16 protein-coding genes are annotated in these 25,435 nt (G+C 71.4%); 9 read left to right on the forward strand and 7 right to left on the reverse strand.

The annotated features are described in order from the left end of the window. Window positions 1-39: 39 nt before the first annotated feature. On the reverse strand, window positions 40-630 hold the full coding sequence (locus JR065_RS10695; protein ID WP_206234121.1) for a malonic semialdehyde reductase: 591 nt from the start codon (window positions 628-630) through the stop codon (window positions 40-42). 129 nt (window positions 631-759) lie between these two features. Here JR065_RS10695 and JR065_RS10700 point away from each other — a divergent pair, with 129 nt between their 5' ends. The 4 genes from JR065_RS10700 (at window position 760) to JR065_RS10715 (ending at window position 6,683) form a co-directional block, all read left to right on the forward strand. Continuing rightward, entirely contained in the window at window positions 760-1,752 is a 993-nt protein-coding gene (locus JR065_RS10700; protein WP_206234123.1) for a mitochondrial fission ELM1 family protein, read from the forward strand. Between the two features lie 460 nt (window positions 1,753-2,212). Then, entirely contained in the window at window positions 2,213-4,540 is a 2,328-nt protein-coding gene (locus tag JR065_RS10705; protein ID WP_206234124.1) for a TonB-dependent receptor, read from the forward strand. 41 nt (window positions 4,541-4,581) lie between these two features. Continuing rightward, window positions 4,582-5,685 carry a glycerophosphodiester phosphodiesterase gene (locus JR065_RS10710; RefSeq protein WP_206234148.1) on the forward strand — a complete coding sequence of 368 codons (1,104 nt, stop codon included), beginning with the start codon at window positions 4,582-4,584 and terminating at the stop codon, window positions 5,683-5,685. Window positions 5,686-6,167: 482 nt separating this feature from the next. Continuing rightward, the gene (locus JR065_RS10715; RefSeq protein WP_206234149.1) at window positions 6,168-6,683 is read left to right on the forward strand and encodes a VUT family protein; all 516 of its coding nucleotides are present in this window, start codon (window positions 6,168-6,170) and stop codon (window positions 6,681-6,683) included. Window positions 6,684-6,862: 179 nt separating this feature from the next. Here JR065_RS10715 and glnE read toward each other — a convergent pair whose 3' ends face one another. After that, entirely contained in the window at window positions 6,863-9,691 is a 2,829-nt protein-coding gene (glnE, locus tag JR065_RS10720; protein WP_206234125.1) for a bifunctional [glutamate--ammonia ligase]-adenylyl-L-tyrosine phosphorylase/[glutamate--ammonia-ligase] adenylyltransferase, read from the reverse strand. Between the two features lie 944 nt (window positions 9,692-10,635). Beyond that, on the reverse strand, window positions 10,636-12,972 hold the full coding sequence (locus JR065_RS10725) for a hypothetical protein (RefSeq protein WP_429001858.1): 2,337 nt from the start codon (window positions 12,970-12,972) through the stop codon (window positions 10,636-10,638). Between JR065_RS10725 and JR065_RS10730 the strand changes: the two genes are divergently transcribed. Further along, window positions 12,971-14,491 carry an acetyl-CoA hydrolase/transferase family protein gene (locus JR065_RS10730; RefSeq protein WP_206234127.1) on the forward strand — a complete coding sequence of 507 codons (1,521 nt, stop codon included), beginning with the start codon at window positions 12,971-12,973 and terminating at the stop codon, window positions 14,489-14,491. The genes JR065_RS10725 and JR065_RS10730 overlap by 2 nt on opposite strands. 241 nt (window positions 14,492-14,732) lie before the next feature. Here the strand turns inward: JR065_RS10730 and JR065_RS10735 are convergent, their stop codons facing one another. From JR065_RS10735 to JR065_RS10750, 4 genes are all read right to left on the reverse strand, one after another. Then, window positions 14,733-15,017 carry a GIY-YIG nuclease family protein gene (locus JR065_RS10735; RefSeq protein ID WP_206234128.1) on the reverse strand — a complete coding sequence of 95 codons (285 nt, stop codon included), beginning with the start codon at window positions 15,015-15,017 and terminating at the stop codon, window positions 14,733-14,735. Between the two features lie 557 nt (window positions 15,018-15,574). After that, window positions 15,575-16,648 carry a 3-deoxy-7-phosphoheptulonate synthase gene (locus tag JR065_RS10740; protein WP_206234129.1) on the reverse strand — a complete coding sequence of 358 codons (1,074 nt, stop codon included), beginning with the start codon at window positions 16,646-16,648 and terminating at the stop codon, window positions 15,575-15,577. 434 nt (window positions 16,649-17,082) lie between these two features. Further along, entirely contained in the window at window positions 17,083-18,729 is a 1,647-nt protein-coding gene (gene groL, locus JR065_RS10745) for a chaperonin GroEL (RefSeq protein ID WP_206234131.1), read from the reverse strand. Between the two features lie 135 nt (window positions 18,730-18,864). Further along, window positions 18,865-19,152: a co-chaperone GroES gene (locus JR065_RS10750; protein WP_206234132.1), complete on the reverse strand. Its 288-nt coding sequence runs from the start codon at window positions 19,150-19,152 to the stop codon at window positions 18,865-18,867. Between the two features lie 271 nt (window positions 19,153-19,423). On the opposite strand from JR065_RS10750, the gene JR065_RS10755 reads away from it, so the two are divergent. From JR065_RS10755 to JR065_RS10770, 4 genes are all read left to right on the forward strand, one after another. After that, window positions 19,424-21,193, forward strand: coding sequence for an endonuclease (locus JR065_RS10755; protein WP_206234133.1), 1,770 nt, complete (start codon window positions 19,424-19,426; stop codon window positions 21,191-21,193). A 358-nt stretch (window positions 21,194-21,551) separates the two neighbouring features. After that, window positions 21,552-21,884: a divalent-cation tolerance protein CutA gene (gene cutA / locus JR065_RS10760; protein WP_206234134.1), complete on the forward strand. Its 333-nt coding sequence runs from the start codon at window positions 21,552-21,554 to the stop codon at window positions 21,882-21,884. Window positions 21,885-21,888: 4 nt separating this feature from the next. Next, on the forward strand, window positions 21,889-24,186 hold the full coding sequence (locus tag JR065_RS10765; RefSeq protein WP_206234136.1) for a protein-disulfide reductase DsbD family protein: 2,298 nt from the start codon (window positions 21,889-21,891) through the stop codon (window positions 24,184-24,186). Then, window positions 24,183-24,761, forward strand: a complete 579-nt coding sequence (locus JR065_RS10770) for a TlpA disulfide reductase family protein (protein ID WP_206234137.1) — start codon at window positions 24,183-24,185, stop codon at window positions 24,759-24,761. The genes JR065_RS10765 and JR065_RS10770 overlap by 4 nt, the downstream gene beginning before the upstream one ends. The last annotated feature ends 674 nt before the right edge of the window (window positions 24,762-25,435 follow it).

The following is a 25,435-nucleotide window of genomic DNA, read 5'->3' on the forward strand; positions in this document are numbered from 1 at the left end:
GGCACGGCGGTGAAGCAGTTGTAGTCGATACGACCGCGCTTAGTCGATACGCGCCGCTTCGTCGAAGCTCAGGCGCGGCGAGCGCGGGAACAGGCCCTTGGGATCGCCATAGCCCAGGTTGAACAGGAAGTTGGACTTGATCGCGGTGCCGGGGAAGAAGGCCTCGTCGACCTTGGCGTTGTCGAAACCGGACATCGGTCCCACGTCCAGCCCCAGCGCGCGCGCCGCCAGCATCAGGTAGGCGCCCTGCAGCGAGCTGTTGCGGAACGCCGACTCGCGCCGGCCTTCGCGCGGACCGTCGAACCAGCTCTTGGCGTCGGCGTGCGGGAACAGGTACGGCAGCTTCTCATGGAAATCCTCGTCGTAGCCGACGATCACCGTGACCGGCGCGGCCAGGGTCTTGGCCAGGTTGCCTTCGGACAGCGCCGGACGGAGCTTTTCCTTGGCCGCGGCGGAGGTCACGAAGACCAGGCGCGCCGGCGAGCCGTTGGCCGCGGTCGGGCCCCACTTCGCCAGGTCGTACAGCGCGCGCAGGCTGGCCTCGTCTACGGGCTTGTCGAGGAAGGCGTTCTGGGTGCGCGCGGTGCGGAACAGCTGGTCCAGGGCGGCGTCGTTCAAGGCGTCGGACATAAGGTTTCCTGTCGAAGAGGGAGGAGGCCGCGGAGGGGTCGGCCGCAGGAGGCGGCCCGTCTCGACGGCTGGGCGGCCAGTGTAGAGTGGTGCGATAGCCGCAACACCCAGCCTCGCTGCAACGGATTAATGCCAAACGTGAAACGATCGAGCGCGCCCTGGGCGATTACCGACGGCCGCGCGGGCAATGTCCGCCAGGCCGAGGCGCTGGCCGCGGCGCTCGCCGATGCGGCTGCCGGCGAGTCCGCCGCGTCGCTGGTGCTGCAACCGCACATGCCCTGGCGCTGGCTGGCGCCGCGCCGGCTGCCGGGCGCCGGGCACGGATTGGGCGAGGCGTTCGCCGCGCTGCTGCGGCAGCCGCCGCCGCTGGCGGTGGGCTGCGGCCGCCAGGCGGCGCTGGCCACGCGGCTGCTGCGCGCGCGCGGCAGCCGCGTGGTGCAGATCCTCGACCCGCGCCTGTCGCCGCGCCACTGGGACCTGCTGGTGGTGCCCGAGCACGACCGGCTGCGTGGCGACAACGTGCTGCGCCTGCTCGGCAGCCTGCATCCAGTGGACGACGCCTGGCTGGACGCCGCGCGCATCGCGCATCCGGCGCTGGCCGCGCTGCCGTCGCCGCGCACCGCGCTGCTGCTCGGCGGCCCCGCGCCGCTGGCGCCGTGGACCGACGATGCGGCCGCGGCGCTGTTCCGGCAACTGGCCGCGCAGGCCGCGGCCCGCGGCGGCAGCGTGCTGGCCACCACCTCGCGGCGCACCCCGCCCGCGGTGGCCGCGGCGCTGCGCGCGGCGCTGGCATCGGTGCCGGGCGTGGTGTGGTGCGGCGATGCCGATGGCCCCAATCCCTACGCGGGCCTGCTCGGCTGGGCCGAACGCATCGTCTGCACGCCCGATTCGGTGAACCTGCTGTCCGAGGCCTGTGCCACGCGCGCGCCGGTGCACATCGCGCTGGCCGCCACCGCGCGCGGCCGGATACGCGCCTTCCACGACGCCTTGCGCGCGCGCGGCCGGGTACATGACGCGGCGCTGGACGATGCGCACCTCGACGCCGCCACCATCGAGCCGCTGCGCGAAACCGCGCGCATCGCCGCGCAGGTGCGTGCGCGGCTGGGTCTGGACGGCGCATAGCGAGCCCTGCCGGGTCCGCCGATCGGGCGCGGCTCCAAGCGGCGAGCGCAGCGCGCACCCGGACCTGCGTATCGGCTGCTTCGCCCAGCACACGGAGGGGTCGCTGCACGAAGGGCAGCCGATCGACCATTTCCGCGACCTCTCGCCGGACGCGTCGATCCAGTCCTTCCGCGACTTCCCCGGCCTGATGGGCTCGCTGCCTCCGTCGCGAACGATGCGCGTCGCCTGGCGTGACACCTGAGCCGCTCTCGCAAACGCGCGCCTACGCAGGTCACTGCGACGACGGAACACGGTCGCAATGGCGGCCGCTGTCATCCGGACGTCAGCGGCGTTGCATGTGCCGTTAACAGTCCTGCAACACCCTGGCGCAGGAAACCGGCATCGCTCCATACGGCCATGCGCGTGCCCCCGCACCACGTGCGCCGGCCGGTTCCACCTCCCCGCTGCCATGGAACCGCCGATGCTCCGTCCCTATCCGCTCGCCGCCGCGCTGGCGCTCGCCCTGCTGCCCGCCGCCGCGCAGGCCGCCGATCCTTCCGCCGCCACCGCGCCGGCCGACGCCACCGATGCCGGTTCCAGTGCCGACCGCGACGTGCGCCAGCTCGATGCGGTGTCGGTGATCGGCCAGGGCGAGACCCGCCAGGTGCAGCGCATCGCGCGGCAGGACGTGCCGGTGCTGCCGCCGGGCACCAGCATCCAGAAGCTGCTCAACCGTATTCCGGGGGTCAACGTGCAGTCCAACGACGCGTTCGGCGCCAACGAGGAGGCGCAGACCATCAGCCTGCGCGGCTTCAACGGCACCCGCCTGGGCTACACCCTCGACGGGCTGCCGCTGGGCGACAACGCCTACGGCAACTACAACGGCCTGAACATCAGCCGCGCGCTGATCGCCGAGAACTTCGGCGGCGTGGAGCTGGCCTCGGGCATCGGCAGCCTGGGCACCGCGTCCACCAGCAACCTCGGCGGCACGCTGCAGTACTACACCGACGACCCGTCCGCGGTGTTCGGCGGGCGCGTGGCGCAGACCGTAGGTTCGGACGCCAACCGCCGCACCTACCTGCGCGTGGACACCGGCGAGCACAACGGCTTTTCCGCCTACCTGTCCGGCATCAGCGCCGAGGCCGACATGTGGGCGCGCCCGGAGTCGCCGACCACCACGCGCCAGTTCAACGCCAAGGGCGTGTACCAGTTCGACGGCGGCAAGCTGACCGCGTTCGTCGACACCTCGCGCACCTCGCAGGCCGACTACGCCTACCTGTCCAAGAGCGGCATGGCGCGCGGCCTGGGCTGGGACTGGAACCTGTACGCGCCGGACTGGAACCGCGCGCTGGCCGCGGCCTACTGCGCGCCGGCCACGCGCGACCCCGGCCGCTGCGCCTTCAGCGGCGGCGTGGACAACATCGACGATGCGTACTACCAGAGCCGCGCGCTGCGCGACGACGACCTGTACTACGTGGCCGCGGACATCCAGCCCAACGACGCGATCTCCCTGCACACGCAGCTGTACCACCACGAGAACCAGGGCCAGGGCCACTGGTGGTCGCCGGGCCAGGCGTCCAACCCGGGCACGCCGCAGGCGCTGCCGATCTCCATCCGCAGCACCAACTACTGGATCAACCGCACCGGCGGCATCGCCTCGCTGGGCTGGGAGCTGGGCCCGCACCACCTGGAGGCCGGGCTGTGGTACGAGCGCAACCACCACGACGTGGAGCGCAACTTCTACTGGATCGACGGGCCGATCGACGACGACACCTTCCTCGGCGGACCGGACCGGCGCCTGTTCTCGCAGAACTACCTCATCACCACGCGGCAGGTGTACCTGCAGGGCAACTTCCGGTTCCTCGACGGGCGCCTGAGCCTGGACCTGGGGGTCAAGAGCCCGCACACCGAGATGACCGCGCGCGAGACGCCGGGCGTGGCGGTGGAAGCGCCGGTGGCCACCGGCACGCTCAAGGCCAGCGAATCGGCGCTGCCGCAGATCGGCGTGGGCTACCGCCTGGCCGAAGGGCAGGAGCTGTTCGCTTCCTATGCCGAGAACATCGCCGCGTTCCAGGGCGGCGGCGCCGGCGGCCCGCTGCTGGTGACGCAGGCGTCCTTCGACGCCAGCCGCGGCCAGCTGGAGCCGGAGAAGTCGCGCACCTTCGAGGCCGGCTACCGGCTGGTGCGCGACCGCTTCGAAGCCTCGCTGGTCGGCTACGACGTCACCTTCGACAACCGCCTGCTCTCGCTCAACCCGTGCCCGAGCATCCAGCAGGGCACCTCGCCGGCCTGCACCACGCGCTTCTTCAACGTCGGCTCGGTGAGCAGCCGCGGCGGCGAGCTGACCTTGATCTGGAAACCCAACGCGCACTTGCAGTGGTACAACTCGGCCTCGTTCAACCGCTCCACCTACGACGACGACTACGTGCAGAACGGCGTGACCATCCCCACCGAAGGCAAGTACACGGTGGACACGCCCAAGCGCATGTTCGCCAGCGAGATCAGCTGGAACTACGCCGGCTGGAACGTGAACCTGCGCGGCAAGTACACCGGCCAGCGCTACTACACCTACACCAACGACCAGGGCTTCGGCGGCTACACGTCGTTCGATGCCGGCGCCGGCTACGATTTCGGCGCGGTGTCGTTCCTGCAGGGGCTGAAGCTGTCGGTGAACGCGACCAACCTTACCGACAAGCGCCACGCCTCCAACCTCACCGCGTTCGCCAACAGCGACCCGAACGGGCGCCAGCTGGCGTTCCACGCCAGCGCGCCGCGGCAGCTGTTCCTGACCCTGGACGCGCGCTTTTGAACCTGCGCATCCTGCGCACACTCCGCTGGGAACCGCATGCGATGATGAAGCCGATGACCTGGTTGCTGGGATGTTCGATGGCGTTGTCGGTTACCGCGGCGCCGGCCGCTGCCCCGGATGCGGACAAGCCGCTGGTGATCGCGCACCGCGGCGCCAGCGCGCTGCGCCCGGAGCACACGCTGGCGGCCTACGCCCAGGCGATCGCCGACGGCGCCGACTACATCGAGCCGGACCTGGTGGCCACCCGCGACGGCGCGCTGGTGGCGCGCCACGAGAACGAGATCGGCGGCACCACCGACGTGGCCGCGCATCCGCGGTTCGCTGCGCGCAAGACGGTCAAGACCATCGACGGCGAGCGCGTGGAAGGCTGGTTCACCGAGGACTTCACCCTGGCCGAACTGAAGACGCTGCGCGCGCGCGAACGCCTGCCGCAGCTGCGCAGCACCGCGCTGGACGGGCAGTTCCAGCTGCTGACGCTGGAGGAGATCATCGACTTCGTTGCCGCCGAGGCGGCCACGCGCGGGCGCACGATCGGGCTGATTCCGGAGATCAAGCACGGCAGCTACTTCCGCTCGCTGGACCTGGCGATGGAGGACACGCTGCTGGCGACGCTGGCCGCGCACGCCTATACGCGGCAGGCGCCGGTGGTGATCCAGTCGTTCGAGGTGGGCAACCTGCGCTACCTGCACGGCAAGCTCGGCGATGCGCATCCGAACATCCGCCTGGTGCAACTGCTCGGCGACCCCGACCAGCGCCCGGCCGACCAGCCGGCGGACGCACCGACCTACGCGGCGATGGCGGGCAGGCAGGGCCTGCGCGCGATCGCCGGCTACGCGCAGCTGGTCGGTCCCAGCCTGCGCAGCGTGATCCCGCTGGGCGCCGACGGCGCGCTGGGCGCGCCGACCGCGCTGGTCGCCGAGGCGCATGCCGCCGGCCTGCAGGTGATGCCGTACACGTTCCGCCCGGAGAACCACTTCCTGCCCGAGGCGCTGCAGGACGGGCGCGGCGCGGGCGCGGCCAACCGCGACGGCAGCATCGCCGAGATCCGCGCCTACCTGGCCGCGGGCATCGATGGCTTCTTCACCGACGACCCGGCCGTGGGACGCGCCGCGGTGGACGGGGCGGCGGTGTCGCGCGCGCGCTGATGGGTTGGCGCTCCGCGCGAAGACACTGTTTCGTGTAGGAGCGGCTTCAGCCGCGACAGGCACTACGGATGCTACCTGTCGCGGCTGAAGCCGCTCCTACAGGCGCTTGCGGCGAGATGCCGGCTGCATTGTGGGAGGAGCTTCAGTGCCGCCATCGTCCGAAGATGTCCGGCCCACCGCTTCGCTCGTCGCGACTGAAGTCGCTCCCACAGGGGGATTTGCGGTGAGCTGGCTGGGTGCGCTGCAGGAGGCTTCCGCCCAGATACTGTCCGAGCCGTCGAGTCCGCCGCTCCGCTTGTCGCGGCTGAAGCCGCTCCTACAAGGACGCGGAAATCCGCGGGCATCGGTGCTGGCCGCGGCGCGGCCGCTTCGCGATAATGCGCCGCTTCGCCTCGCCGTAGCCGCCCGTGCCTCCATCGTCCCCGCCACCGCCCGTGTTCGCCGCGCCGACTGCGCGCGCCCTGCTGCTGGCGGTGCTGGCGATGGGCGCGGTGGTGCTGCTGTCCAACGTGCTGGTGCAGTTCCCGATCAACGACTGGCTGACCTGGGGCGCCTTCAGCTATCCGCTGGCGTTCCTGGTCAGCAACCTGATCAATCGCCGCTTCGGCCCGCGCGCGGCGCGGCGCGTGGCGTGGTGCGGCTTCGCGCTGGCGGTGCTGCTGTCGCTGTGGCTGGCCACCCCGCGCATCGCCGCGGCCTCGTGCAGCGCGTTCATCGCCGCGCAACTGCTGGACATCACCGTGTTCGACCGGCTGCGCAGCGGCACCTGGTGGCGCGCGCCGCTGCTGGCGACGCTGTGCAGCGCCACGCTGGACACGGCGATCTTCTGGAGCGTGGCCTTCGCCGGCGCGGCGCTGCCGTGGATCAGCTGGGCCATCGGCGACCTGGCGGTCAAGCTGGGCATGGGACTGTTCCTGCTGGCGCCGTTCCGCGCGCTGCTGTGGCGCTCGGCGCCGCCCGTCGCGGCCGATGCGCCGGCCACGCGGCGACAGCGCTAGGGCGAGCGATGCGGCGGCGTCCATGGAAGCATGGAATCGCATGATCTTGAGCTGGAAAGCCCCCTCCACCATAGCGAACGCCCACTCGGCTCGTACGACGCGTTCCGTACAGGAACCCGGCCTGAGCGTTCCGGCGCGCGTGCGCGATCGCCGCCCACCCGGCCCGCCGTGCGCCCTGGCTACGGTCCGCCGCGCCCCGGCTCGAACGCCAGCCCCTTGGCCTGCGCCGCGGCGGTGATCGCCGCGCGCGCGCGCTCGATCGCGTCGGTGCTGGCGGTCAGGCGCGGGCGCCGGTCCAGCATGCACGCCAGGCCGGCATCGACCAGCGTCGCATGGGCCTGGTGCAACGCCGCGGCGGTGGGCGCATCGAACCACGCGGCCGCCGCCAGCGCGTCGATCAGTCCCGGGGTGTCGCGCGGCAGCAGCAGGGCCGGCGTCTGCGCCGCGCCGCCGAGCACGCCGGTCTGCAGCAGGAATTCCAGGTCGACCAGGCCGCCGGCACCCTGCTTGAGATCGAAGCGCGCCGCATCGCTGCGGTCCAGTTCGGCGCGCATCCGTGCGCGCATCTTCAGCACGTCCTCGCGCAGCGCGGCCGCATCGCGCACCCGCGCCAGCGTGCCGTCGCGCACTGCGTCGAACGCGGCGCGCAGCCCGGCGTCGCCGGCCACGCCGCGCGCGCGCACCAGCGCCTGGTGCTCCCAGGTCCAGGCGCGCTCGCGCTGGTAGTCGGTGTAGCTGGCCAGCGAGGACACCAGCGCGCCCTTGCCGCCGTCCGGGCGCAGGCGCACGTCGATGTCGTACAGGCGGCCGCCGCCGGTGACCGCGCCGAGCAGCGCGATCACCTTCTGCGCCAGCCGCGCGAACCAGCGCGTGACCTCCAGCGGGCGCGGTCCGGTCGAGGCCTCCACGCCGGCGGCGTGGTCGTACAGGAACACCAGGTCCAGGTCGGAACCGAACCCGAGCTCGACCCCGCCGAGACTGCCGTAGCCGACGATCGCGAAAGCGCCGCCGGGCACCTCGCCGTGCGCCGCGGCCAGCTCGGCGCGCGCCAGGCGCAGCACCGCCACCACCACCGCCTCGGCCAGCCAGGCCAGCTGGCGGGTGCCGTCGACCGCGCGCTGGCGGCGGTCCAGCGTCGCCAGCGCGATGCGGAAGCTCAGCGCCAGCCGGGTCTCGTTGAGCGCGCGCAAGGCGGCTTCGGCATCGTCCGGCGCCGTTGCCATCGCCGCGTCGCAGGCCGCGCGCATCGCCGCGGCGTCGGGCATCGGCCCGGAGACGCGGGTGTCGAGCAGTTCGTCCAGCAGCAGCGGAAACGCCACCAGCCGCTCGGCCAGCAGCGCGCTGCGCGCCAGCACGTCCACCAGCCGCGCCAGCGCGCTGGGCTGTTCGTCGAGCAGCGCCAGGTAGCTGGTGCGGCGCAGGATCGCCTGCAGCAGGCCGAGCAGCCGCTTCAACGCCGCATCCGGCTGCGGCGAGCGCGCGGCCGCCTGCAGCAGCGCCGGCAGCACCCGGTCCAGGCGCGTGCGCGCGTTGTCCGACAGCGACCGGACCCCCAGCGACTGGGCGAAGTCGTGCAGCGAACGATGCGCGCCATCGGCATCGGCGAAGCCGGCCGCGGCCAGCGTCTGTGCGTCGTCGCCGTCCGGCAGCGCGCGCCAGTACGCCGACAGCGCGTCGGGCGTGGCGCTGGGCACGCGCGGCGCCAGCAGCGCGGCGAACTCGTCGGCCACGCGCGCGCGCTGCGCCGCCAGCGCCACGCGCAACGCTTCCCAATCCTCATAACCGAGGCCGAGCGCGATGCGCGCGCGCGCCTCCTCGCCAGCGGGCAACACGTGGGTCTGCGCGTCGCCCAGCATCTGCAGCCGGTTCTCCACCCGGCGCAGGAAGCGGTACGCCTGCGCCAGCGCGGCGCCGTCGGCCGGCGCCACCTGCTGCGCCTGGACCAGCGCCTGCAGCGCCGGCAGCAGGCGCCGCTCGCGCAACGTCGCTTCGCGGCCGCCGCGGATCAGCTGCAGCGACTGCACCAGGAACTCGATCTCGCGGATGCCGCCCGGCCCGCGCTTGATGTCGTCGACCATGTCGCGGCGCGCCACCTCGGCGGCGATCGCGGCCTTCATGTCGCGCAGGCCGTCCAGCGCGGTGTAGTCCAGGTAGCGCCGGTAGACGAACGGGCGCAGCGTCTGCAGCCAGGCCTCGCCGGCCTCGATGTCGCCGGCCACCGCGCGCGCCTTGAGCCAGGCGTAGCGTTCCCAGTCGCGGCCCTCGCGCTGGAAGTACTGGTCCATCGCCGCGAACGACAGCGCCACCCGGCCGGCAGTGCCGAACGGGCGCAGGCGCAAGTCGACGCGGTGGCAGAAGCCGTCGGCGGTGGTGTCGTCGAGCAGCCGCGCCAGGCGTTGGCCGAGCCGGGCGAAATAGTCTTCCGCCGCCAGTACGCGCGCGCCATCGGACTCGCCGCCTTGCGGATAGGCGTAGACCAGGTCGATGTCGGAGGAGAAATTCAGTTCGCCGCCGCCGAGCTTGCCCAGGCCGAACACCACCAGCCGCTGCGCGCTGCCGTCGGCGCCGCGGACCACGCCATGGCGCACGGCGAACTCGGCCTCCACCGCGTCCAGCGCCAGCTGCAGGCAGCGCTCGGCCAGCTGGGTGCTGCCGCGCAGCGTGGCGTCCACGTCGTCCAGGCCGAGCACGTCGCGCCACACCAGCCGCGCCGACTCGGCGGCGCGGTAGCGGCGCAGCTGCACCGGCCATTGCGCCGGCTGCGCCGGATCCAGTTGCGGCGGCGGCAACGGCGCCGGATCCTCGTCGTCGAACCGCGCCAGCAGCGCGGGCTGCCGGCACACCGTATCGACGAAGAAATCGCTGGCCAGCGCCGCCTGGCGCAGGCGCCGTTCGAACGCCGGGCTCAGGCGCTGCGCGGCCGGCAGCGCCTGGCGGATGCGCGCCAGGGCGCGGTCGAGCGTCGCCTGCAGCGGCGCCGGAAGGGAAGCATCGGAGATATCGGGCATGCGCGGATTCTGGCATCTGCGCGGCCGCTTGCGCCCCCCCCGCCTGCGCGCAGCGTGCGATGCGCTTTCGCCGCGCATGGCGCAGGCTGCGCCGCGCGCGTCGGGTCGCGACATCGCGGTTCCGTGCGGAGTGCGCGCTCCAGGCGTCCCATGTCCGTGGCCCTGGCGCATGGAGGCAGAAGACGGGCGCGCCGGATGACCTGCCGCGGCTCGTCGGCTCGACCGGCCCGTTCGGCGGGCACGCGTCGATGGCGGCAGCCGTACCCGCGCCCGCCCTCGTCTGCCTACAGGCGCGTTCCGGCGAACAACGGCGGCATGTGCGGATACGCGGCGCAGCGTCCCCGCTCAACGGTTACGCTGCGCGTTCAAAACGGCGGGCAAAAAAAAGCCCGCTTGCAGCGAACTGCCAGCGGGCCCTGCTCCCTCCCCCACGTCGGGATGCAGGTCCATCGTGCGGACTCTTGCGGCAACTTGCACGCTGCACTGCAAAATAGTACTCAACGGTTCAGTAGCGCCATGAAACGGTGCCACGCGAGACGCGCGCGGCCCCGAGAAATATCTCGCGGCGAAACGCCGGTCGGCAACGGTTGCCGAACGCGCTGCCGAATTCGATCGCCGTCCCGGCCAGCACTCGCCAACGCGTGGTTCGCCCGCCCTCGCCCTGCCGCGCGCGCGCTCACGCACCCGCGGTGCAACTGCATCCGATTCCAGCCGCGACAGCCCACTGGAGTTTGACGGCGGATCGCGTCGGGGCTGAAGCCTCTCCTGCAACGCAATGGCGGGCGGGGCCGACGTCGCAAGCGGCATGTTCCGCGGAAGCTGCGGCCCGATCTCCGTAGATCGAGCCTGGGCTGGCCTGCGGCTATCGCGACGAGCGAAGCGGCGGGCGTGCCAGGTTGGAGGGTATCGGCAGAAAGCCTGCCACAAAGGCCACCGGCGATGGCTCAGCGCGACGGCGACAGCAGGTCCGGTTGCTGCGCATACCACTGCTGCGCGCCGAGCAGATGCCACTGGCGCTGTTCGCCCTTCAGCTCTACTGCCGCGCCCAGCACGCCCCAGCGCGCGTACAGGCTGCCCTGCGCGCCTGCGTCGGCGACGTGCAGCCGCGCCTGCAGCGACACGCGCTCGTTGCGCGCGTGCAGGCGGTCCAGCCACAGTCCGTCCTTGCGCCAGCGCAGCTGGCCGCTGGCGTCGAGCTGGCCGGCGTCGGCCAGCTTCAGCAGCCAGGCCGGCGCGTCGCTGCGCTGCGCGAACAGCGCCAGCAGCGGACCGGCATCGCGCATGCGGATGCTGGCGTTGGCATCGGCCTGCGTCTGCGCCGGCGAGGCGGCGGCGATGCGCCCCTGCGGCACGCGCAGCGTGGCCCACCAGCCGCGCTGCGCGGCCGCCTCGCCGTAGCGCACGCCGCGCAGATCCAGCGTGGTGCCGCCCAGATCGAAACGCTTGCCCTGCAGGTCGCCGCGCTTGAGCCGCGCATCCACGTCCAGATCGCCGAGCAGGTCCAGGCCGACGGCCTGCAGGCGCGCCTGCTGTCCGCGCAGGCGCAGGTTGCCGTGGCCGATCTCGCCGGCCGCATCCAGGCTCAGGTCGCCGCCGAGCCAGCCGCTGCCGCCGAGGATGCGCACCTGCGAGCGCGGCAGGTAGCGCTGGTAGGCGCGCAGGTCCGGCACCCGCGCCTGCTCGAAACGCAGCCGCACCGCCAGCGACTCGCGCAGCCTGGACAACGCGGCATCGCCGTCCAGGTCCAGGCGCAGGTCGCGGCCCTGCACGAAGATCGCCTTGGGCTCGGCGAGCGGCGCCAGCGCGAACTGGCTCATGCGCACGTTCAACTGCGCGCGCGGCCGTTCGCGGCTGCCGACGATGCGCCCGACCGCCTGCGCCTGGCCGGCGATGCGCAGGCGCATGACCTCGGCCACCGCGCGCACCTGCGGCACGTCCAGGCGGCTGCCGGGCAGCAGCGCGCCGCGCGCCAGCCGCAGGTCCACGCTGGCATCGCCGCCGCCTTCCAGCCGCAGCCACGGCTTGCGCACGAACAGGTCGGTGATCCAGTTCAGCGACTCGAAGTGCCAGCGCGCCTGCAGCGTGCCGGACAGCCGCGGCAGCAGCTGTTGCGGCGCGGCGAACGGGATCGCGCGCCCTTCGATGCGCAGGTCGGCATCGATCATGCTGCGCGGGTCCACCTGGCCGGGCAGGCGCGCGCGCACGCGGATGTCGCGGTCGGCATCCAGCAACAGGGTCAGCACGCCGCGGTCGGTGGCGCCGACGCCGGCATGCAGCGGCACCCGCCAGTTGATCCGGCTGCCCGGCTGCAGCTCGCCGCGCGCCAGGCGCAGGTCCGCCTGCACATGGCCCAGGCCGGGCTCGGTGCTCAGGTGGGTGTTGTCGCCGGCGGTATCGATGCGCAGCGCCACGCTGCGGCCCTTCATCTGCAGCGTGGCGTCGACGATGCCGAGCTTGCGGATGCCCGGCGCCTGCGCGCGGTAGTGGCGCGGGAACGAGAATGCCGTGGCGATATGCGCCTGGTCGAAGACCTGCCGCTTGCCGTAACGCACGCTGGCCTGGTCGAAGGCGATCTGCGAGGGGAACAGCTCCGACGGCCCGCCGCGCAGCTGTTTGAGGAATCCGACCGTGCCGCTGCCCTTGCCTTCGATCGCCAGCTCGCCGAAGCGCGCGCGGCGGATGGTGCCGCTGTGGATGGCGTCGAAGCGCAGCGTCCAGCCCTGGTCGCTCTGCGGCGGCGGCGGGATGGCGCCGGCCACCCGGTCGATCTCGCCGACCACGTTCACCGCTTCCAGCCACGGCATGCGCACCTGGCGATGCAGCAGTGGCCACAACGCGATGCGGCCGCTGGCGCGGTCGGCGCGCAGCGTCCATACCGTGTGCTGCACGTGGCCGCGCATGCGCACGTCCCAGGCGGTGATGAAGCCCGGCAACACGGTCACCGCCGGACCGGTCTGCATCCGGAACTTCTCCGGCTTGCGGTTGGTGGTCAGCTCGAACAGCGGCGTGTTGAGGTACAGGTTGCCCAGCAGCAGGTAGGCGGCGTAGGCCAGCAGCACGCCGAGCAGCGCGCGCCGCCGACGTCGCGGCCAGCGCCGGTAACGGTCGCGGACGGCATCGAGGCGGGAGCGGGCGAAAGGCGGCACCGCGGCACTATCGCCGCGGCGCGGCGTGAGGCGCGTGAAAGCGGCCAGCGCGCGGCGTGATCGCCGCCGCTGCGCACGCGCCGCATGCGCGCGCTCGGCGATAATGCGCCTCCCCTCTTGCCCGATTGCCGCCATGCCCGCCGAACGGATCCTCCACCCGCGCCTGCGCGAGCGCATCGTCACCGCCGAAGCCGCCGCCGCGCTGATCCAGCCCGGCGAGACCGTGGCCATGAGCGGCTTCACCGGCTCCGGCTACCCGAAGGCGGTGCCGATGGCGCTGGCGCAGCGGATCGAGGCGGCGCACCTGCAGGGCCAGGCGTTCAAGATCCAGCTGATGACCGGCGCCTCCACCGCGCCGGAACTGGACGGCGCGCTGGCCAAGGCCGACGGCATCGCCCTGCGCATGCCGTTCCAGACCGATCCGGACGCGCGCCAGCGCATCAACGCCGGCACCCTGGACTACATCGACATCCACCTCAGCCACGTCGCCCAGCACGTGTGGTTCGGCTTCTACGGCGAGATCGACACCGCGGTGGTGGAAGTGGCCGGCATCCGCGAGGACGGCAGCCTGGTCCCCTCCACCTCGATCGGCAACAACAAGACCTGGCTGGACCTGGCCAAGAAGGTGATCGTCGAGGTCAACGACTGGCAGCCGGCCGGCATCGACGGCATGCACGACGTGTACTACGGCACCGCGCTGCCGCCGCAGCGCAAGCCGATCCCGCTGCTGCACGCCGACGACCGCATTGGTGAGCCGTCGCTGCGCTGCGACCCGGACAAGATCGTGGCGGTGGTGCGCACCCACGGCCCGGACCGCAACAGCCCGTTCACTCCAGCCGATGCCACCAGCGAGCGCATCGCCGCGCACCTGATCGACTTCCTCAAGCACGAGGTGGGCAAGGGCCGGCTGCCGGCCAACCTGCTGCCGCTGCAGTCGGGCGTGGGCAACATCCCCAACGCGGTGCTCGCCGGGCTGGCCAGCAGCGGCTTCCGCGACCTGAGCGCCTTCACCGAGGTGATCCAGGACGGCATGCTCGACCTGCTGCGCAGCGGCGTGCTCAAGGTCGCCTCGTGCACCGGCTTCGCGCTGAGCCCGGAGGCCAACGAGGAGTTCAAGCGCAACATCGATTTCTACCGCGAGCGCATCGTCCTGCGCACGCAGGAGATCTCCAACCACCCGGAGCTGGTGCGGCGCCTGGGCTGCATCGCGATGAACGGCATGATCGAGGCCGACCTGTACGGCAACGTCAACTCCACCCACGTGATGGGCAGCCGCATCATGAACGGCATCGGCGGTTCGGGCGACTTCGCCCGCAACAGCTTCCTGTCCATCTTCCTCAGCCCCAGCACCGCCAAGCACGGCAGCATCTCGGCGATCGTGCCGATGGTCAGCCACGTCGACCACACCGAACACGACGTCTCCATCGTCGTCACTGAGCACGGCCTGGCCGACCTGCGCGGCCTGCCGCCGCGGCACCGCGCGCGGCAGCTGATCGACCATTGCGTGGACCCCGGCTACCGCGCGCAACTGGAGGACTACTTCGACCGCGCGCTGCACGACAGCTACGGCAAGCACACCCCGCACCTGCTGCCCGAGGCGCTGTCCTGGCACCAGCGTTGGCTGGATACCGGCACGATGCGCGCGGCGGGTTGATCGGATGCTGTGCACTCTCGCAATTGCGGCGTCCCCGCTTTTTGTAGGAGCGGCTTCAGCCGCGACGAGCGAAGCGGTGGGGCCTGCCTGCTCCGGATACAGTCGGGGCTGAAGCCCCTCCCACAGTGCACCCAGCCAGCTGGCCGCAAGCGCCCCTGTGGGAGCGACTTCAGTCGCGACGAACGGAGCAGGGAGGCAGACCGACTACGGATGCAGCCGGAGCCCGGCCTGCACTGCCCCGCTATGCATCAATCGACGTGGGAGCCAGCGTAGGGTCGCTCAGAAACGCCAGCTTGCGCGCGCGCGGCAGTTGCTTGAGCGCGTATTCGGCGCGCGAGGCGGCGGCGCGGTCGGGGTAGGCGCGGCTGGCCAGCAGCCGCAGCGGCGGGTTGGCGCGGGTGTACTTGGCGCCGGTACCGCGCAGATGCGCCTGGTAGCGCGCCTCGAGGTCGACGGTGATGCCCGCGTAGTAGCTGCCGTTGCGGCATTCGAGCAGATACAGGAACCAGGGTGTGGGGGCGGGCATTGGCGCATTATCGGCGAGCGCGCGGCTTGCGCCAGGGGCGACCATGCTCTCGGCCGCATGCGCCGTGATCGGCAAGTGCCGATGGCGGGCGGCTGCCTAGTTCAGATGCTCCGGTCGTTCCAATCGCGCCGCGGGGCTGAATCGCCGCGAAACCGGCTTTAACGCAACCCAAACACCTTGTCGCGCGCTGCCACACGGCGGCATACGCGGGTAATCGCGCAGGCGCATAACGTCATCGCCCGCCGGCTGCCGTCGATGAAGAAGCTCTCTCCCTTCGACTTGATGGCGCGGCGGGTTTCCCAATGCAGCATCGCAACACCCGACCGGGCCGCAAGGCCCGGTTTTTTTGCGCCGCGGATTCTCGTGGCTACACCTGTTGCCCGCCAGCACTTCGCGATGCCCCAAGGGCATAACCGGGTTTCGCGCCGGCGATGCGCGATTGCAGGACGGAAAACCGCCCCTGCCGCACCCGCTCTCGCTGGCGGAGACCGCGTCGCCGAATCGACGTTGCGCCGTCTTTCGCCCCCCGCCACCGCAGGCGGCTGGCGCGCGCGCCCTCAGGCCGCCTGCGACAACCGCGCCTGGCGCCGCGCGCGCACCGCCTGCGCCAGCCGCTCCAGCACCTGCACCGAGCTGTCCCAATCGAGGCAGCCGTCGGTGATGCTCTGCCCGTAGACCAGCGGCTGGCCGTCGACCAGTTCCTGCCGGCCGCCGCGCAGGTGGCTTTCCACCATCACCCCGACGATGCGGTTCTGCCCGGCTTCCAGCTGCGCGGCGATGTCCTCGATCACCTTCGGCTGGTTGTCCGGGTTCTTGCCGCTGTTGGCGTGGCTGGCGTCGACCATCAGCCGCGCCGGCAGCCCGGCCTTCTCCAGCGCCAGGCCGGCCGCCTCGACGCTGGCCGCGTCGTAGTTGGGCTGCTTGCCGCCACGCAGGATCACATGGCAATCCGGGTTGCCGGTGGTCGCGGCGACCGCGGTCTGCCCGTCCTTGGTCACGGCCAGGAAATGGTGCGGATGCGACGCCGCGCCGACCGCGTCGACGGCGATCTTGACGTCGCCGCCGGTGCCGTTCTTGAACCCGACCGGGCACGACAGCCCGGACGCCATTTCCCGGTGCACCTGGCTCTCGGTGGTGCGCGCGCCGATCGCGCCCCAGGCCACCAGGTCGGCGATGTACTGCGGCGAGATGATGTCCAGGAACTCCACGCCGGCCGGCAGGCCGAGGCGATTGATGTCGCGCAGCAGGCCGCGCGCCACGCGCAGGCCCTTGTTGATCTGGAAGCTGCCGTCCAGGTCCGGATCGTTGATCAGTCCCTTCCAGCCGACCGTGGTGCGCGGCTTCTCGAAGTACACCCGCATCACGATCTCCAGCGCATCGCCGTAGGTCTCGCGCAGCGGGCGCAGCCGCTGCGCGTACTCCATCGCCGCCACCGGATCGTGGATCGAGCACGGGCCGATCACCACCGCCAGGCGGTCGTCGTGGCCGTGCAGGATCTCGTGCAGCGCCGCGCGCGAGGCGGCCACCGTCTGCGAGGCCTCCTCGTCGCAGGGCAGCAGCGACAACAGGTGGGCGGGCGGGGTCAGCGGCTCGATCTTGCGGATGCGCAGATCGTCGGTGTGGGGAGCCATGGGAATCTCTCGTCGGGGGGTCTGGGTGGGGAGCCAGGTCCGGCGGCATGAAAAAAGCCGCCAGGTTCGCTGGCGGCTTTCGGGGATGCGGCTGAAGTTTCCTTCAGGGTGAACGCATTCCTTCCTCCGCCAGCGGCATCGGAAAACCGTAGTACCAAAAATAAAAGCTGCGGTTGGCGTTCATGGGATGCATTGATAGCACAGGATTTTTGCGGGTGCCACAGTTGCTGATGCAACTGTGGCAGCGGGACTCGGGACTCGCAAAGCAGGTTCTCGCGTGCAGGCCGGTTCTCGGCTCTTCCGAGTCCCGAGTCCCCTGTCCCGAGTCCCGGCTCAAACGTCGAACACATACCACCGTGCACAAAAAAAGAGCCCCGCATCGCTGCGGGGCTCCTTTGGACTGCGTGCTGCAGGCCGGCTTGCGCCGGCGTGGATCAGAAATCCATGCCGCCCATGCCGCCCATGCCGCCGCCCATGCCGCCACCGGCGGCCGGCTCTTCCTTCTTCGGCGCATCGGCCACCATCGCTTCGGTGGTGATCATCAGGCCGGCGATCGACGCGGCGTTCTGCAGCGCCGAACGGGTCACCTTGGTCGGATCCAGGATGCCGAACTCGACCATGTCGCCGAACTCGCCGTTGGCGGCGTTGTAACCGAAGTTGCCGGTGCCTTCCTTGACGCGGTTCAGGATCACCGACGGCTCTTCGCCGGCGTTGGTGACGATCTCGCGCAGCGGCGCTTCCATCGCGCGCAGCGCGATCTGGATGCCGTGGGTCTGATCTTCGTTGGCGCCCTTCAGATCGCCGATCGCGGTCAGCGCGCGCACCAGGGCCACGCCGCCGCCCGGGACCACGCCTTCTTCCACCGCCGCGCGGGTCGCGTGCAGGGCGTCTTCGACGCGCGCCTTCTTTTCCTTCATCTCGATCTCGGTCGAAGCGCCGACCTTGATCACCGCCACGCCGCCGGCCAGCTTGGCCACGCGCTCCTGCAGCTTCTCGCGGTCGTAGTCCGAAGAGGTCTCTTCGATCTGCGCCTTGATCTGCTTGATGCGCGACTCGATCGCCGAGCTGTCGCCGGCGCCGTCGATGATGGTGGTGTTCTCCTTGGAGACCTGCACCTTCTTGGCGCGGCCCAGGTCCTTGATGGTCGCCTTCTCCAGCGCCAGGCCCACTTCCTCGGAGATCACGGTGCCGCCGGTCAGGGTGGCCATGTCTTCCAGCATCGCCTTGCGACGATCGCCGAAGCCCGGCGCCTTGACCGCCACGACCTTGACGATGCCGCGGATGGTGTTGACCACCAGGGTCGCCAGCGCTTCGCCTTCGACTTCTTCGGCGACGATCAGCAGCGGCTTGCCCGACTTGGCCACGCCTTCCAGCACCGGCAGCAGGTCACGGACGTTGGAGATCTTCTTGTCGTGCAGCAGGATGTACGGGTCGTCCAGGTCGGCCGACTGGCTCTGCTGGTTGTTGATGAAGTACGGCGACAGGTAGCCGCGGTCGAACTGCATGCCCTCGACCACGTCCAGCTCGTTGTCCAGGCCCGAGCCTTCTTCAACGGTGATGACGCCTTCCTTGCCGACCTTCTTCATCGCGTCGGCGATGATGTTGCCGATCGACTCGTCGGAGTTGGCCGAGATGGTGCCGACCTGGGCGATCGCCTTGTCGTCGGCGGTGGGCTTGCTGATCTTCTTCAGCTCGGCCACGGCGGCCTTGACGGCCTGGTCGATGCCGCGCTTGAGGTCCATCGGGTTCATGCCGGCGGCGACCGCCTTGGAACCTTCGCGGATCAGCGCCTGCGCCAGCACGGTGGCGGTGGTGGTGCCGTCGCCGGCGTTGTCGGAGGTCTTGGACGCGACTTCCTTCACCATCTGCGCGCCCATGTTCTCGAACTTGTCGGCAAGCTCGATTTCCTTGGCGACGGAGACGCCGTCCTTGGTGATGGTCGGGGCGCCGAAGCTCTTCTCGAGCACGACGTTGCGGCCCTTCGGGCCCAGGGTGGCCTTGACGGCATTGGCGAGAATGTTGACGCCGCGCACCATGCGCGAACGAGCGTCTTCACCGAAACGGATATCTTTGGCAGCCATGTGTGTAACTCCGGGATTCGTGATTGGGGATTAGGGATTGGCTGAGAGCGAGGTTCGGGGGAGATCCGGGACCGCGGCGGCAAAGCGCCGCGCGAATCCCGAATCCCCGCTCCCGAATCCCGCGATCGGAGGCGTTTAGCCGACGATCGCCAGGATGTCGTCTTCGCGCAGCACCTTGTACTCGATGCCGTCGGCCTTGTAGCTGCTGCCGGCGTACTGGCCGTAGATGACCTTGTCGCCCACCTTGACCGCCGGGGCGCGCACGCTGCCGTTGTCCAGCGGCTTGCCGGCACCGATGGCGACGATCTCGCCCTTGGTCGACTTTTCCTTGGCCGAGTCCGGGATCACGATGCCGCCGGCGGAGATTTCGTCGGCTTCGATCGGCTTGACTACGACGCGGTCGTGAAGCGGCTTGATGCTCATTGAGAGAGACCCTCTTAAGTTATTGATTGGTCTGGAAAAGGCTGGCGATGTTAGCACTCGCACATGACGAGTGCCAGCAACGCTCGCGAAAAAACCCGGCGTCCGGGATGCGCTTGATGTGGTGCTGGCTGGGACGCTTTCAAGGCCGCGGCCGAAAATTTTTTGCACGAGGCCGGTGCGCGGCGGCGGAACTGGTACCGGGTTCCGCACCGCTGTCACACACCCCGGCTAGTCTGCGCGGACCAGGGGAGCCATGCAAAAGGAGTTGTCGATGAAGTCACCCGCCGTCGCGGTCGCGCTGCCCCTGGCCTGCCTGCTGGCCCTCGCCGGTCCCGCCCGGGCCGCCGTATTCATCAACGAGCTGCACTACGACGACGCCACCGCCGCCGGCGACACCGGCGAGGCCGTGGAAGTGGTCGCCACCGCCGGCGAGAGCCTCAGCGGCTACCGCATCTACCTGTACAACGGCAGCAGCCCGGGCGCGGCCACCAGCTACGCCAACAGCGCGGTGCCGGCCGGCAGCCTGGTCGGCTGCGGCGGGCAGGTGCGCATCGCCAGCGTCGGCTACCCCAGCAACGGCGTGCAGAACGGCGCCAACGACGGCCTGGCGCTGGTCGACGGCAACGGCCAGGTGGTGCAGTTCCTCAGCTACGAAGGCGCCATCACCGCCAGCGGCGGCCCCGCCGCCGGCATGACCAGCCAGAACCTGCCGGTGAGCGAAAGCAACAGCACCGCGGCGGGCACCTCGCTGCAGCTGCGCGGCAGCGGCAGCGCCTATGCCGACTTCGCCTGGGCCGGCAGCTCGGCGCAGAGCTTCGGCGCGTGCAACAGCGGCCAGAGCTTCAGCGGCGGCAGCAGCAACACCGCGCCGACGGTGACCTCGACCACGCCGGCGCAGGGCGCCAGCGACTTCCCCGCCGCCGGCGACCTGGCGGTGAGCTTCAGCGAGGCGGTGAGCCTGACCAGCGGCGCGTTCGCGCTGAGCTGCAGCCAGTCCGGCACGGTGGCGCTGAGCTACCCGGCCAGCGGCACCAGCTTCGCGATCTCCACCAACACCGCCCTGGCCGCCGGCGAGAGCTGCAGCCTGAGCATCCTCGCCGCGCGGGTCAGCGACGCCGGCGGCGCGCATCCGGCACAGGACCGCACGATCGCCTTCAGCGTGGCCAGCGGCGGCGGCGGCAGCGCCGGCTACTACTCGCGGGTCAACGCCGCCAGCGCCAGCCAGCTGCGCTGCTCGCTGCACGAGACGATCAAGGGCCATACCGTCTACCCGTACAGCAGCAGCGCCGGCACCAGCACCTGGACCATCCTGGAGATCGCCGACGAGGACCCGAACAACAGCGGCCGCGTCCTCGACGCCTACCGCAACCGCAGCTACGCCAAGGTCACCGATCGCGCCGGCAGCGGCAGCGGCCTGCGCTACAACCGCGAGCACAGCTGGCCGAACTCGCTGGGCTTCGGTTCGGCCAGCGGCGACAAGGGCCTGCCCTACGCGCCGTACACCGACACCCACATGCTGTACCTCACCGACGCGACCTGGAACGCCGACCGCGGCAACAAGCCCTACGCGAACTGCGACAGCAACTGCGGCGAGCGCATCACCGAGGCCAATGCCGGCTTCGGCGGCGGCAGCGGCAGCTACCCGGGCAATTCCAACTGGGTGCGCACCCCGGACGGCAACGGCGGCAGCTTCGAGGTGTGGAACCACCGCAAGGGCGACATGGCGCGCGCGGTGATGTACATGGCGATCCGCTACGAAGGCGGCAGCGACGCCGCCACCGGGCAGTCCGAGCCGGACCTGGAGCTGACCGACGACCGCAGCAAGATCGTGCAGACCTCGGCCTCGCCGGCGTACATGGGCCTGCTGTCGACGCTGGTCGCGTGGAGCCAGTTGGATCCGCCGGACGATGCCGAGCGCGCGCGCAACGAAGTGATCTACAGCTTCCAGGGCAACCGCAACCCGTTCATCGACCATCCGGAGTGGGCGACGTCCTCGCTGTTCACCTCGGCCAAGCCGGCGAGCTGCCAGCTGCTGAACTGACCCCACGACCGCGCCTGCCGGCGACGGCAGGCGCGCGGTCGCGCGGTCGCATCCGCTCGCATGCACCCGGTTTGCGCGACCGCGCCATCGCCGCATGCGGCCGCTGCGCGAACGGCCGGCAAGCGCGCGGGGCGGAGAGCAACTGCCGGCGCATGCATCGCTATGCCCCCGCCCCGCCGCGTGCGACGGCGGCCACCGGGCACGATCGCCGCGACGGCATCGGCGGTCGTGCCGCTTGTCCGGCAATCCAGCGGCGCGCCGCCCCTCCTTGCGGCAGAGCGCCGATCGCGGCCGGGCCAACGCTTCGTTCCGCGCCGGCCGGGTCGCCGCTGCGCAGGTGGGGCATTACACTGCCGCGATGTCCGACGCCGCCATCCGCCTGCTGTTCAGCACCTGTCCCGATGCGGCCAGCGCCGAGCGGATCGCGCGCGCGCTGGTCGAGGAACGGCTGGCCGCGTGCGTGAGCCGGCTGCCCGGCATGCATTCCACCTACCGCTGGAGCGGTGCGGTGGAGCAGGCCGAGGAAGTGCTGCTGCTGATCAAGACCGCCGCCGACCGCCTGCCGGCGCTGACCCGGCGGCTGTGCGAACTGCATCCCTACGCGGTGCCGGAACTGGTCGCGGTCGACGTCGCCGCCGGCCTGCCCGCCTACCTGCACTGGGTATACGCCGAAACCCGCGAGGAATCCTGAGCCGATGATGTCGCTGCACCGTATCGCCGCGCTGTGCCTGCTGGCCTGCGCCGCCTTTCCTGCGCTGGCGATCAGCGAAAAGGACCTGCTGCCGGTCGACCAGGCGTTCGCGCTGACCGCGCAGGCGCCCGAACGCGGCCGCATCGAGCTGCGCTGGAAGATCGCCGACGGCTACTACCTGTACCGGCACCGGATCGCGGTGCGGATCGAGAGCGGCTTCAAGGCCAATCCGACCTTGCAACTGCCCGCCGGGCACAAGAAGACCGACCCCTTCTTCGGCGCAGTGGAAACCTACCGCGGACAGCTGAGCGCGGTGCAGACCGGCGCGGCCGCCGACGGCGTGGACACGCTGCAGGTGGAGGTTCGCTACCAGGGCTGCGCCGATGCCGGCGTGTGCTATCCGCCGCAGAAGCGGCGGCTGACGGTGGCGCTGCCGCCCGACCGCGCCGCCTCCGGCACCGGCCTGCCGCCCGCGCCGGCGCCCGGTGGCCTGGCGGCGCTGGGCGGCGCCACGTCCGCCGGCAAGCCGCTGCTGGGCGCCGGCGCCGGCGCGATGCAGGCACTGCCGCTGCCGTCGGAGCAGGCCTTCGGCTTCGAGGCCATCGTCGGCGACGGCAATACGCTGCTGCTGCGCTTCACCCCGGCGCCGGGCTACTACCTGTATCGCGACCGCACCGCGCTGGCGCTGGAAGGCGCCGCCGGCATCCGCACCGGGCTGCCGCAGTGGCCGCAGGGCCGCTCGCACCGCGACGAGCACTTCGGCGACGTGGTGGTGTACTTCGACCAGGCCGAGGTCACCGTGCCACTGCAGCGCCAGCGCGCCGACGCGGCCGACGCCACCCTGGTGGCCACGTTCCAGGGCTGCCAGACCGACGGCATCTGCTATCCGCCGATGACCCGGCGGGTGAAGCTGTCGCTGCCGCCGGGCAAGGTCGGCCCGGACGACCAGGCGGTGGTGACGCCGCTGATGGTGACCGCGCTGGACAGCCGCCAGGCCGCGGCCAGCGCCGCGGCGGACGACCGTGCCGCGCCGCCGGCCACCGCCGGCGCGCCCGACGCGTCGGCGCACAACGCCCAGCGCAGCACGCCGCCGCCGGCGCGCGACAACCTGCTGTGGGTGCTGCTGGCGGCGCTGGCCGGCGGGCTGGTGCTGAACCTGATGCCGTGCGTGCTGCCGATCCTGTCGCTGAAGGTGCTCGGCCTGGCGCAGAGCGGCGAGAGCCACCAGCGCGCGCGCAGCCATGCGCTGTGGTACACGCTGGGCGTGCTGGTCGCCTTCGCCGGCATCGGCGGGCTGGTGATCGCCCTGCGCGCGGCCGGACAGGCCGCCGGCTGGGGCTTCCAGCTGCAGCAGCCGGGCTTCGTCGCCGCGCTGGTGTACCTGATGTTCGCGGTCGGGCTGAGCCTGTCGGGGGTGTTCACCCTGGGCGGCAGCGTCGGCGGCATCGGCCAGGCGCTGGCGTCGCGGCACGGCCCGCTCGGCGACTTCGCCACCGGCGTGCTCGCCTGCGTGGTCGCCAGCCCGTGCATCGCGCCGTTCATGGGCACCGCGCTGGCCTACGCGTTCACCGCGCCGACGCTGCTGGCGCTGCTGGTGTTCCTGTTCCTGGGGCTGGGCCTGGCGCTGCCGTTCCTGCTGGTCGGCTTCGTGCCGTCGCTGGCGCGGCGCCTGCCGCGGCCCGGCGCGTGGATGGAGACGCTCAAGCAGGTGCTGGCGTTCCCGATGTACCTGACCGCGATCTGGCTGCTGTGGGTGCTCGGCAAGCAGCGCGGCGTCGACGCGCTGGCGCTGCTGCTGATCGGCGCCACCTTGCTGGCGCTGGGGCTGTGGTGGTTCGAACGCGCGCGCTGGCGCAGCCACCGCCCGGGCATGGCGCTGGCGGCGGTGCTGCTGGCGCTGGCGCTGCTGCCGGCGTGGGGCGTGACCCGGCTGCCGGTGCCGGGCGTGGCGACCGAACGCAACAGCGTGGCCTATTCGCCGGAGATGCTCGACCGCCTGCGCACCGACAACCGCGTGGTGTTCGTCAACATCACCGCCGACTGGTGCGTCACCTGCAAGGCCAACGAACGCAACGTGCTGGGCAGCGACGCGTTCCGCGACACGCTCAAGCGCGTCGACGCGGTCTACATGAAGGGCGACTGGACCAACGTGGACCCGCGCATCAGCGAGTTCCTCGAGCAGCACAAGGCGGTGGGCGTGCCGCTGTACGTGGTGTACGGCCCGGGCTCGCCGCCGACCGTGCTGCCCACCGTGCTGACCCAGGCGGTGGCCGAGGACGCGCTGCTGCGCGCGGCGCGATGAAGGCGACGACGCCGCGGATGGTCGCGGTGGCGGCGGTGGCCGCGCTGCTGGGCGTGGTCGCCGCACGGCTGTGGTGGCCAGCGCCGGACGCCGCGGCGCCGGCGCGCGAGGCGGCGAACGTGGCGGCGGCGGCCCGGGCGGGCGTAGTCGCCGCGCGCCCGGGCGACATCGCGCCGGCGCTGCGCCTGCCCGCGCTGGACGGCGCCACCGTGAGCCTGGCGCAGTTCCGCGGCCGCCCGCTGCTGGTCAACTTCTGGGCCAGCTGGTGCGAACCGTGCGTGCGCGAGATGCCCGAGCTGGACCGCTACGCGCGGCAGCAGCCGGCGCAGGGCACGCAAGTGCTCGGCATCGCCCTGGACCGTGCCGAGGACGTGCGCGCATTCCTGCAGCGCGTGCCGATCGGCTATCCGATCGCCCTGGACACCCCCGGCCCCGCCGACGCCAGCGTGCGCCTGGGCGACACCCAGGGCCTGCTGCCCTACAGCGTGCTGATCGACGCCGACGGCCGCATCGTCAGACAGAAGCTGGGCCCGTTCGTGCCGGGCGAGGTGCAGCGCTGGGCGCGGCTGCCGTAGGGCGATCTTCCGAAGCGGCGCTGCGGCAGTGCTCATGTGCCGCCATACGTCTCTGTTTTGCGCAGCGCGGCGGCGGTACCCGAAACAGGCAGCTGAAATCTTCGCGGTGGCGCAGTCACGCCGCGCGAAGCCCGTCCTGCTCGCGAAGCCGGGCCCGGCGCACCACGCAGGCGCGATGTTCGGCTGCACGAGGCTTCGCCCGCACCCTCATCCGCCCCTGCGGGGCACCTTCTCCCGGTGGGAGAAGGAGAGGCGGCTCCGATGGGAAAGGCGGGCTCCGGCCGGTAGAGGCCCCGCGTGCGCAGGGCCACGATCTGCCCAAACGGACGAAGCAACAAGCCCCTCTCCCCCCGGGAGAGGGGTTGGGGTGAGGGTCGGGGCGAAGCCCTTGCAGCGTTAGGCCGCACGACGCTTTGTCCGAATCCTCTTCCGCTCACGCGATGTTCGGCTGCACGAGGCTTCGCCCGCACCCTCATCCGCCCCTGCGGGGCACCTTCTCCCGGCGGGAGAAGGAGAGGCGGCTCCGATGGGAAAGGCGGGCTCCGGCCGGTAGAGGCCCCGCGTGCGCAGGGCCACGATCTGCCCAAAAGGACGAAGCAACAAGCCCCTCTCCCCCCGGGAGAGGGGTTGGGGTGAGGGTCGGGGCGAAGCCCTTGCAGCGTTAGGCCGCACGA

The sequence above is a fragment of the Xanthomonas sp. genome, assembly GCF_017163755.1.
Taxonomy (GTDB): domain Bacteria; phylum Pseudomonadota; class Gammaproteobacteria; order Xanthomonadales; family Xanthomonadaceae; genus Xanthomonas_A.

Excerpts from the sequence above, each read along its gene's own strand:
- JR065_RS10695 (WP_206234121.1), bottom strand. The coding sequence starts at position 630 with ATGTCCGACGCCTTGAACGACGCCGCCCTGGACCAGCTGTTCCGCACC.
- JR065_RS10700 (WP_206234123.1), top strand. The coding sequence starts at position 760 with ATGCCAAACGTGAAACGATCGAGCGCGCCCTGGGCGATTACCGACGGC.
- JR065_RS10705 (WP_206234124.1), top strand. The coding sequence starts at position 2,213 with ATGCTCCGTCCCTATCCGCTCGCCGCCGCGCTGGCGCTCGCCCTGCTG.
- JR065_RS10710 (WP_206234148.1), top strand. The coding sequence starts at position 4,582 with ATGATGAAGCCGATGACCTGGTTGCTGGGATGTTCGATGGCGTTGTCG.
- JR065_RS10715 (WP_206234149.1), top strand. The coding sequence starts at position 6,168 with ATGGGCGCGGTGGTGCTGCTGTCCAACGTGCTGGTGCAGTTCCCGATC.
- glnE (WP_206234125.1), bottom strand. The coding sequence starts at position 9,691 with ATGCCCGATATCTCCGATGCTTCCCTTCCGGCGCCGCTGCAGGCGACG.
- JR065_RS10730 (WP_206234127.1), top strand. The coding sequence starts at position 12,971 with ATGCCCGCCGAACGGATCCTCCACCCGCGCCTGCGCGAGCGCATCGTC.
- JR065_RS10725 (WP_429001858.1), bottom strand. The coding sequence starts at position 12,972 with ATGGCGGCAATCGGGCAAGAGGGGAGGCGCATTATCGCCGAGCGCGCG.
- JR065_RS10735 (WP_206234128.1), bottom strand. The coding sequence starts at position 15,017 with ATGCCCGCCCCCACACCCTGGTTCCTGTATCTGCTCGAATGCCGCAAC.
- JR065_RS10740 (WP_206234129.1), bottom strand. The coding sequence starts at position 16,648 with ATGGCTCCCCACACCGACGATCTGCGCATCCGCAAGATCGAGCCGCTG.
- groL (WP_206234131.1), bottom strand. The coding sequence starts at position 18,729 with ATGGCTGCCAAAGATATCCGTTTCGGTGAAGACGCTCGTTCGCGCATG.
- JR065_RS10750 (WP_206234132.1), bottom strand. The coding sequence starts at position 19,152 with ATGAGCATCAAGCCGCTTCACGACCGCGTCGTAGTCAAGCCGATCGAA.
- JR065_RS10755 (WP_206234133.1), top strand. The coding sequence starts at position 19,424 with ATGAAGTCACCCGCCGTCGCGGTCGCGCTGCCCCTGGCCTGCCTGCTG.
- cutA (WP_206234134.1), top strand. The coding sequence starts at position 21,552 with ATGTCCGACGCCGCCATCCGCCTGCTGTTCAGCACCTGTCCCGATGCG.
- JR065_RS10765 (WP_206234136.1), top strand. The coding sequence starts at position 21,889 with ATGATGTCGCTGCACCGTATCGCCGCGCTGTGCCTGCTGGCCTGCGCC.
- JR065_RS10770 (WP_206234137.1), top strand. The coding sequence starts at position 24,183 with ATGAAGGCGACGACGCCGCGGATGGTCGCGGTGGCGGCGGTGGCCGCG.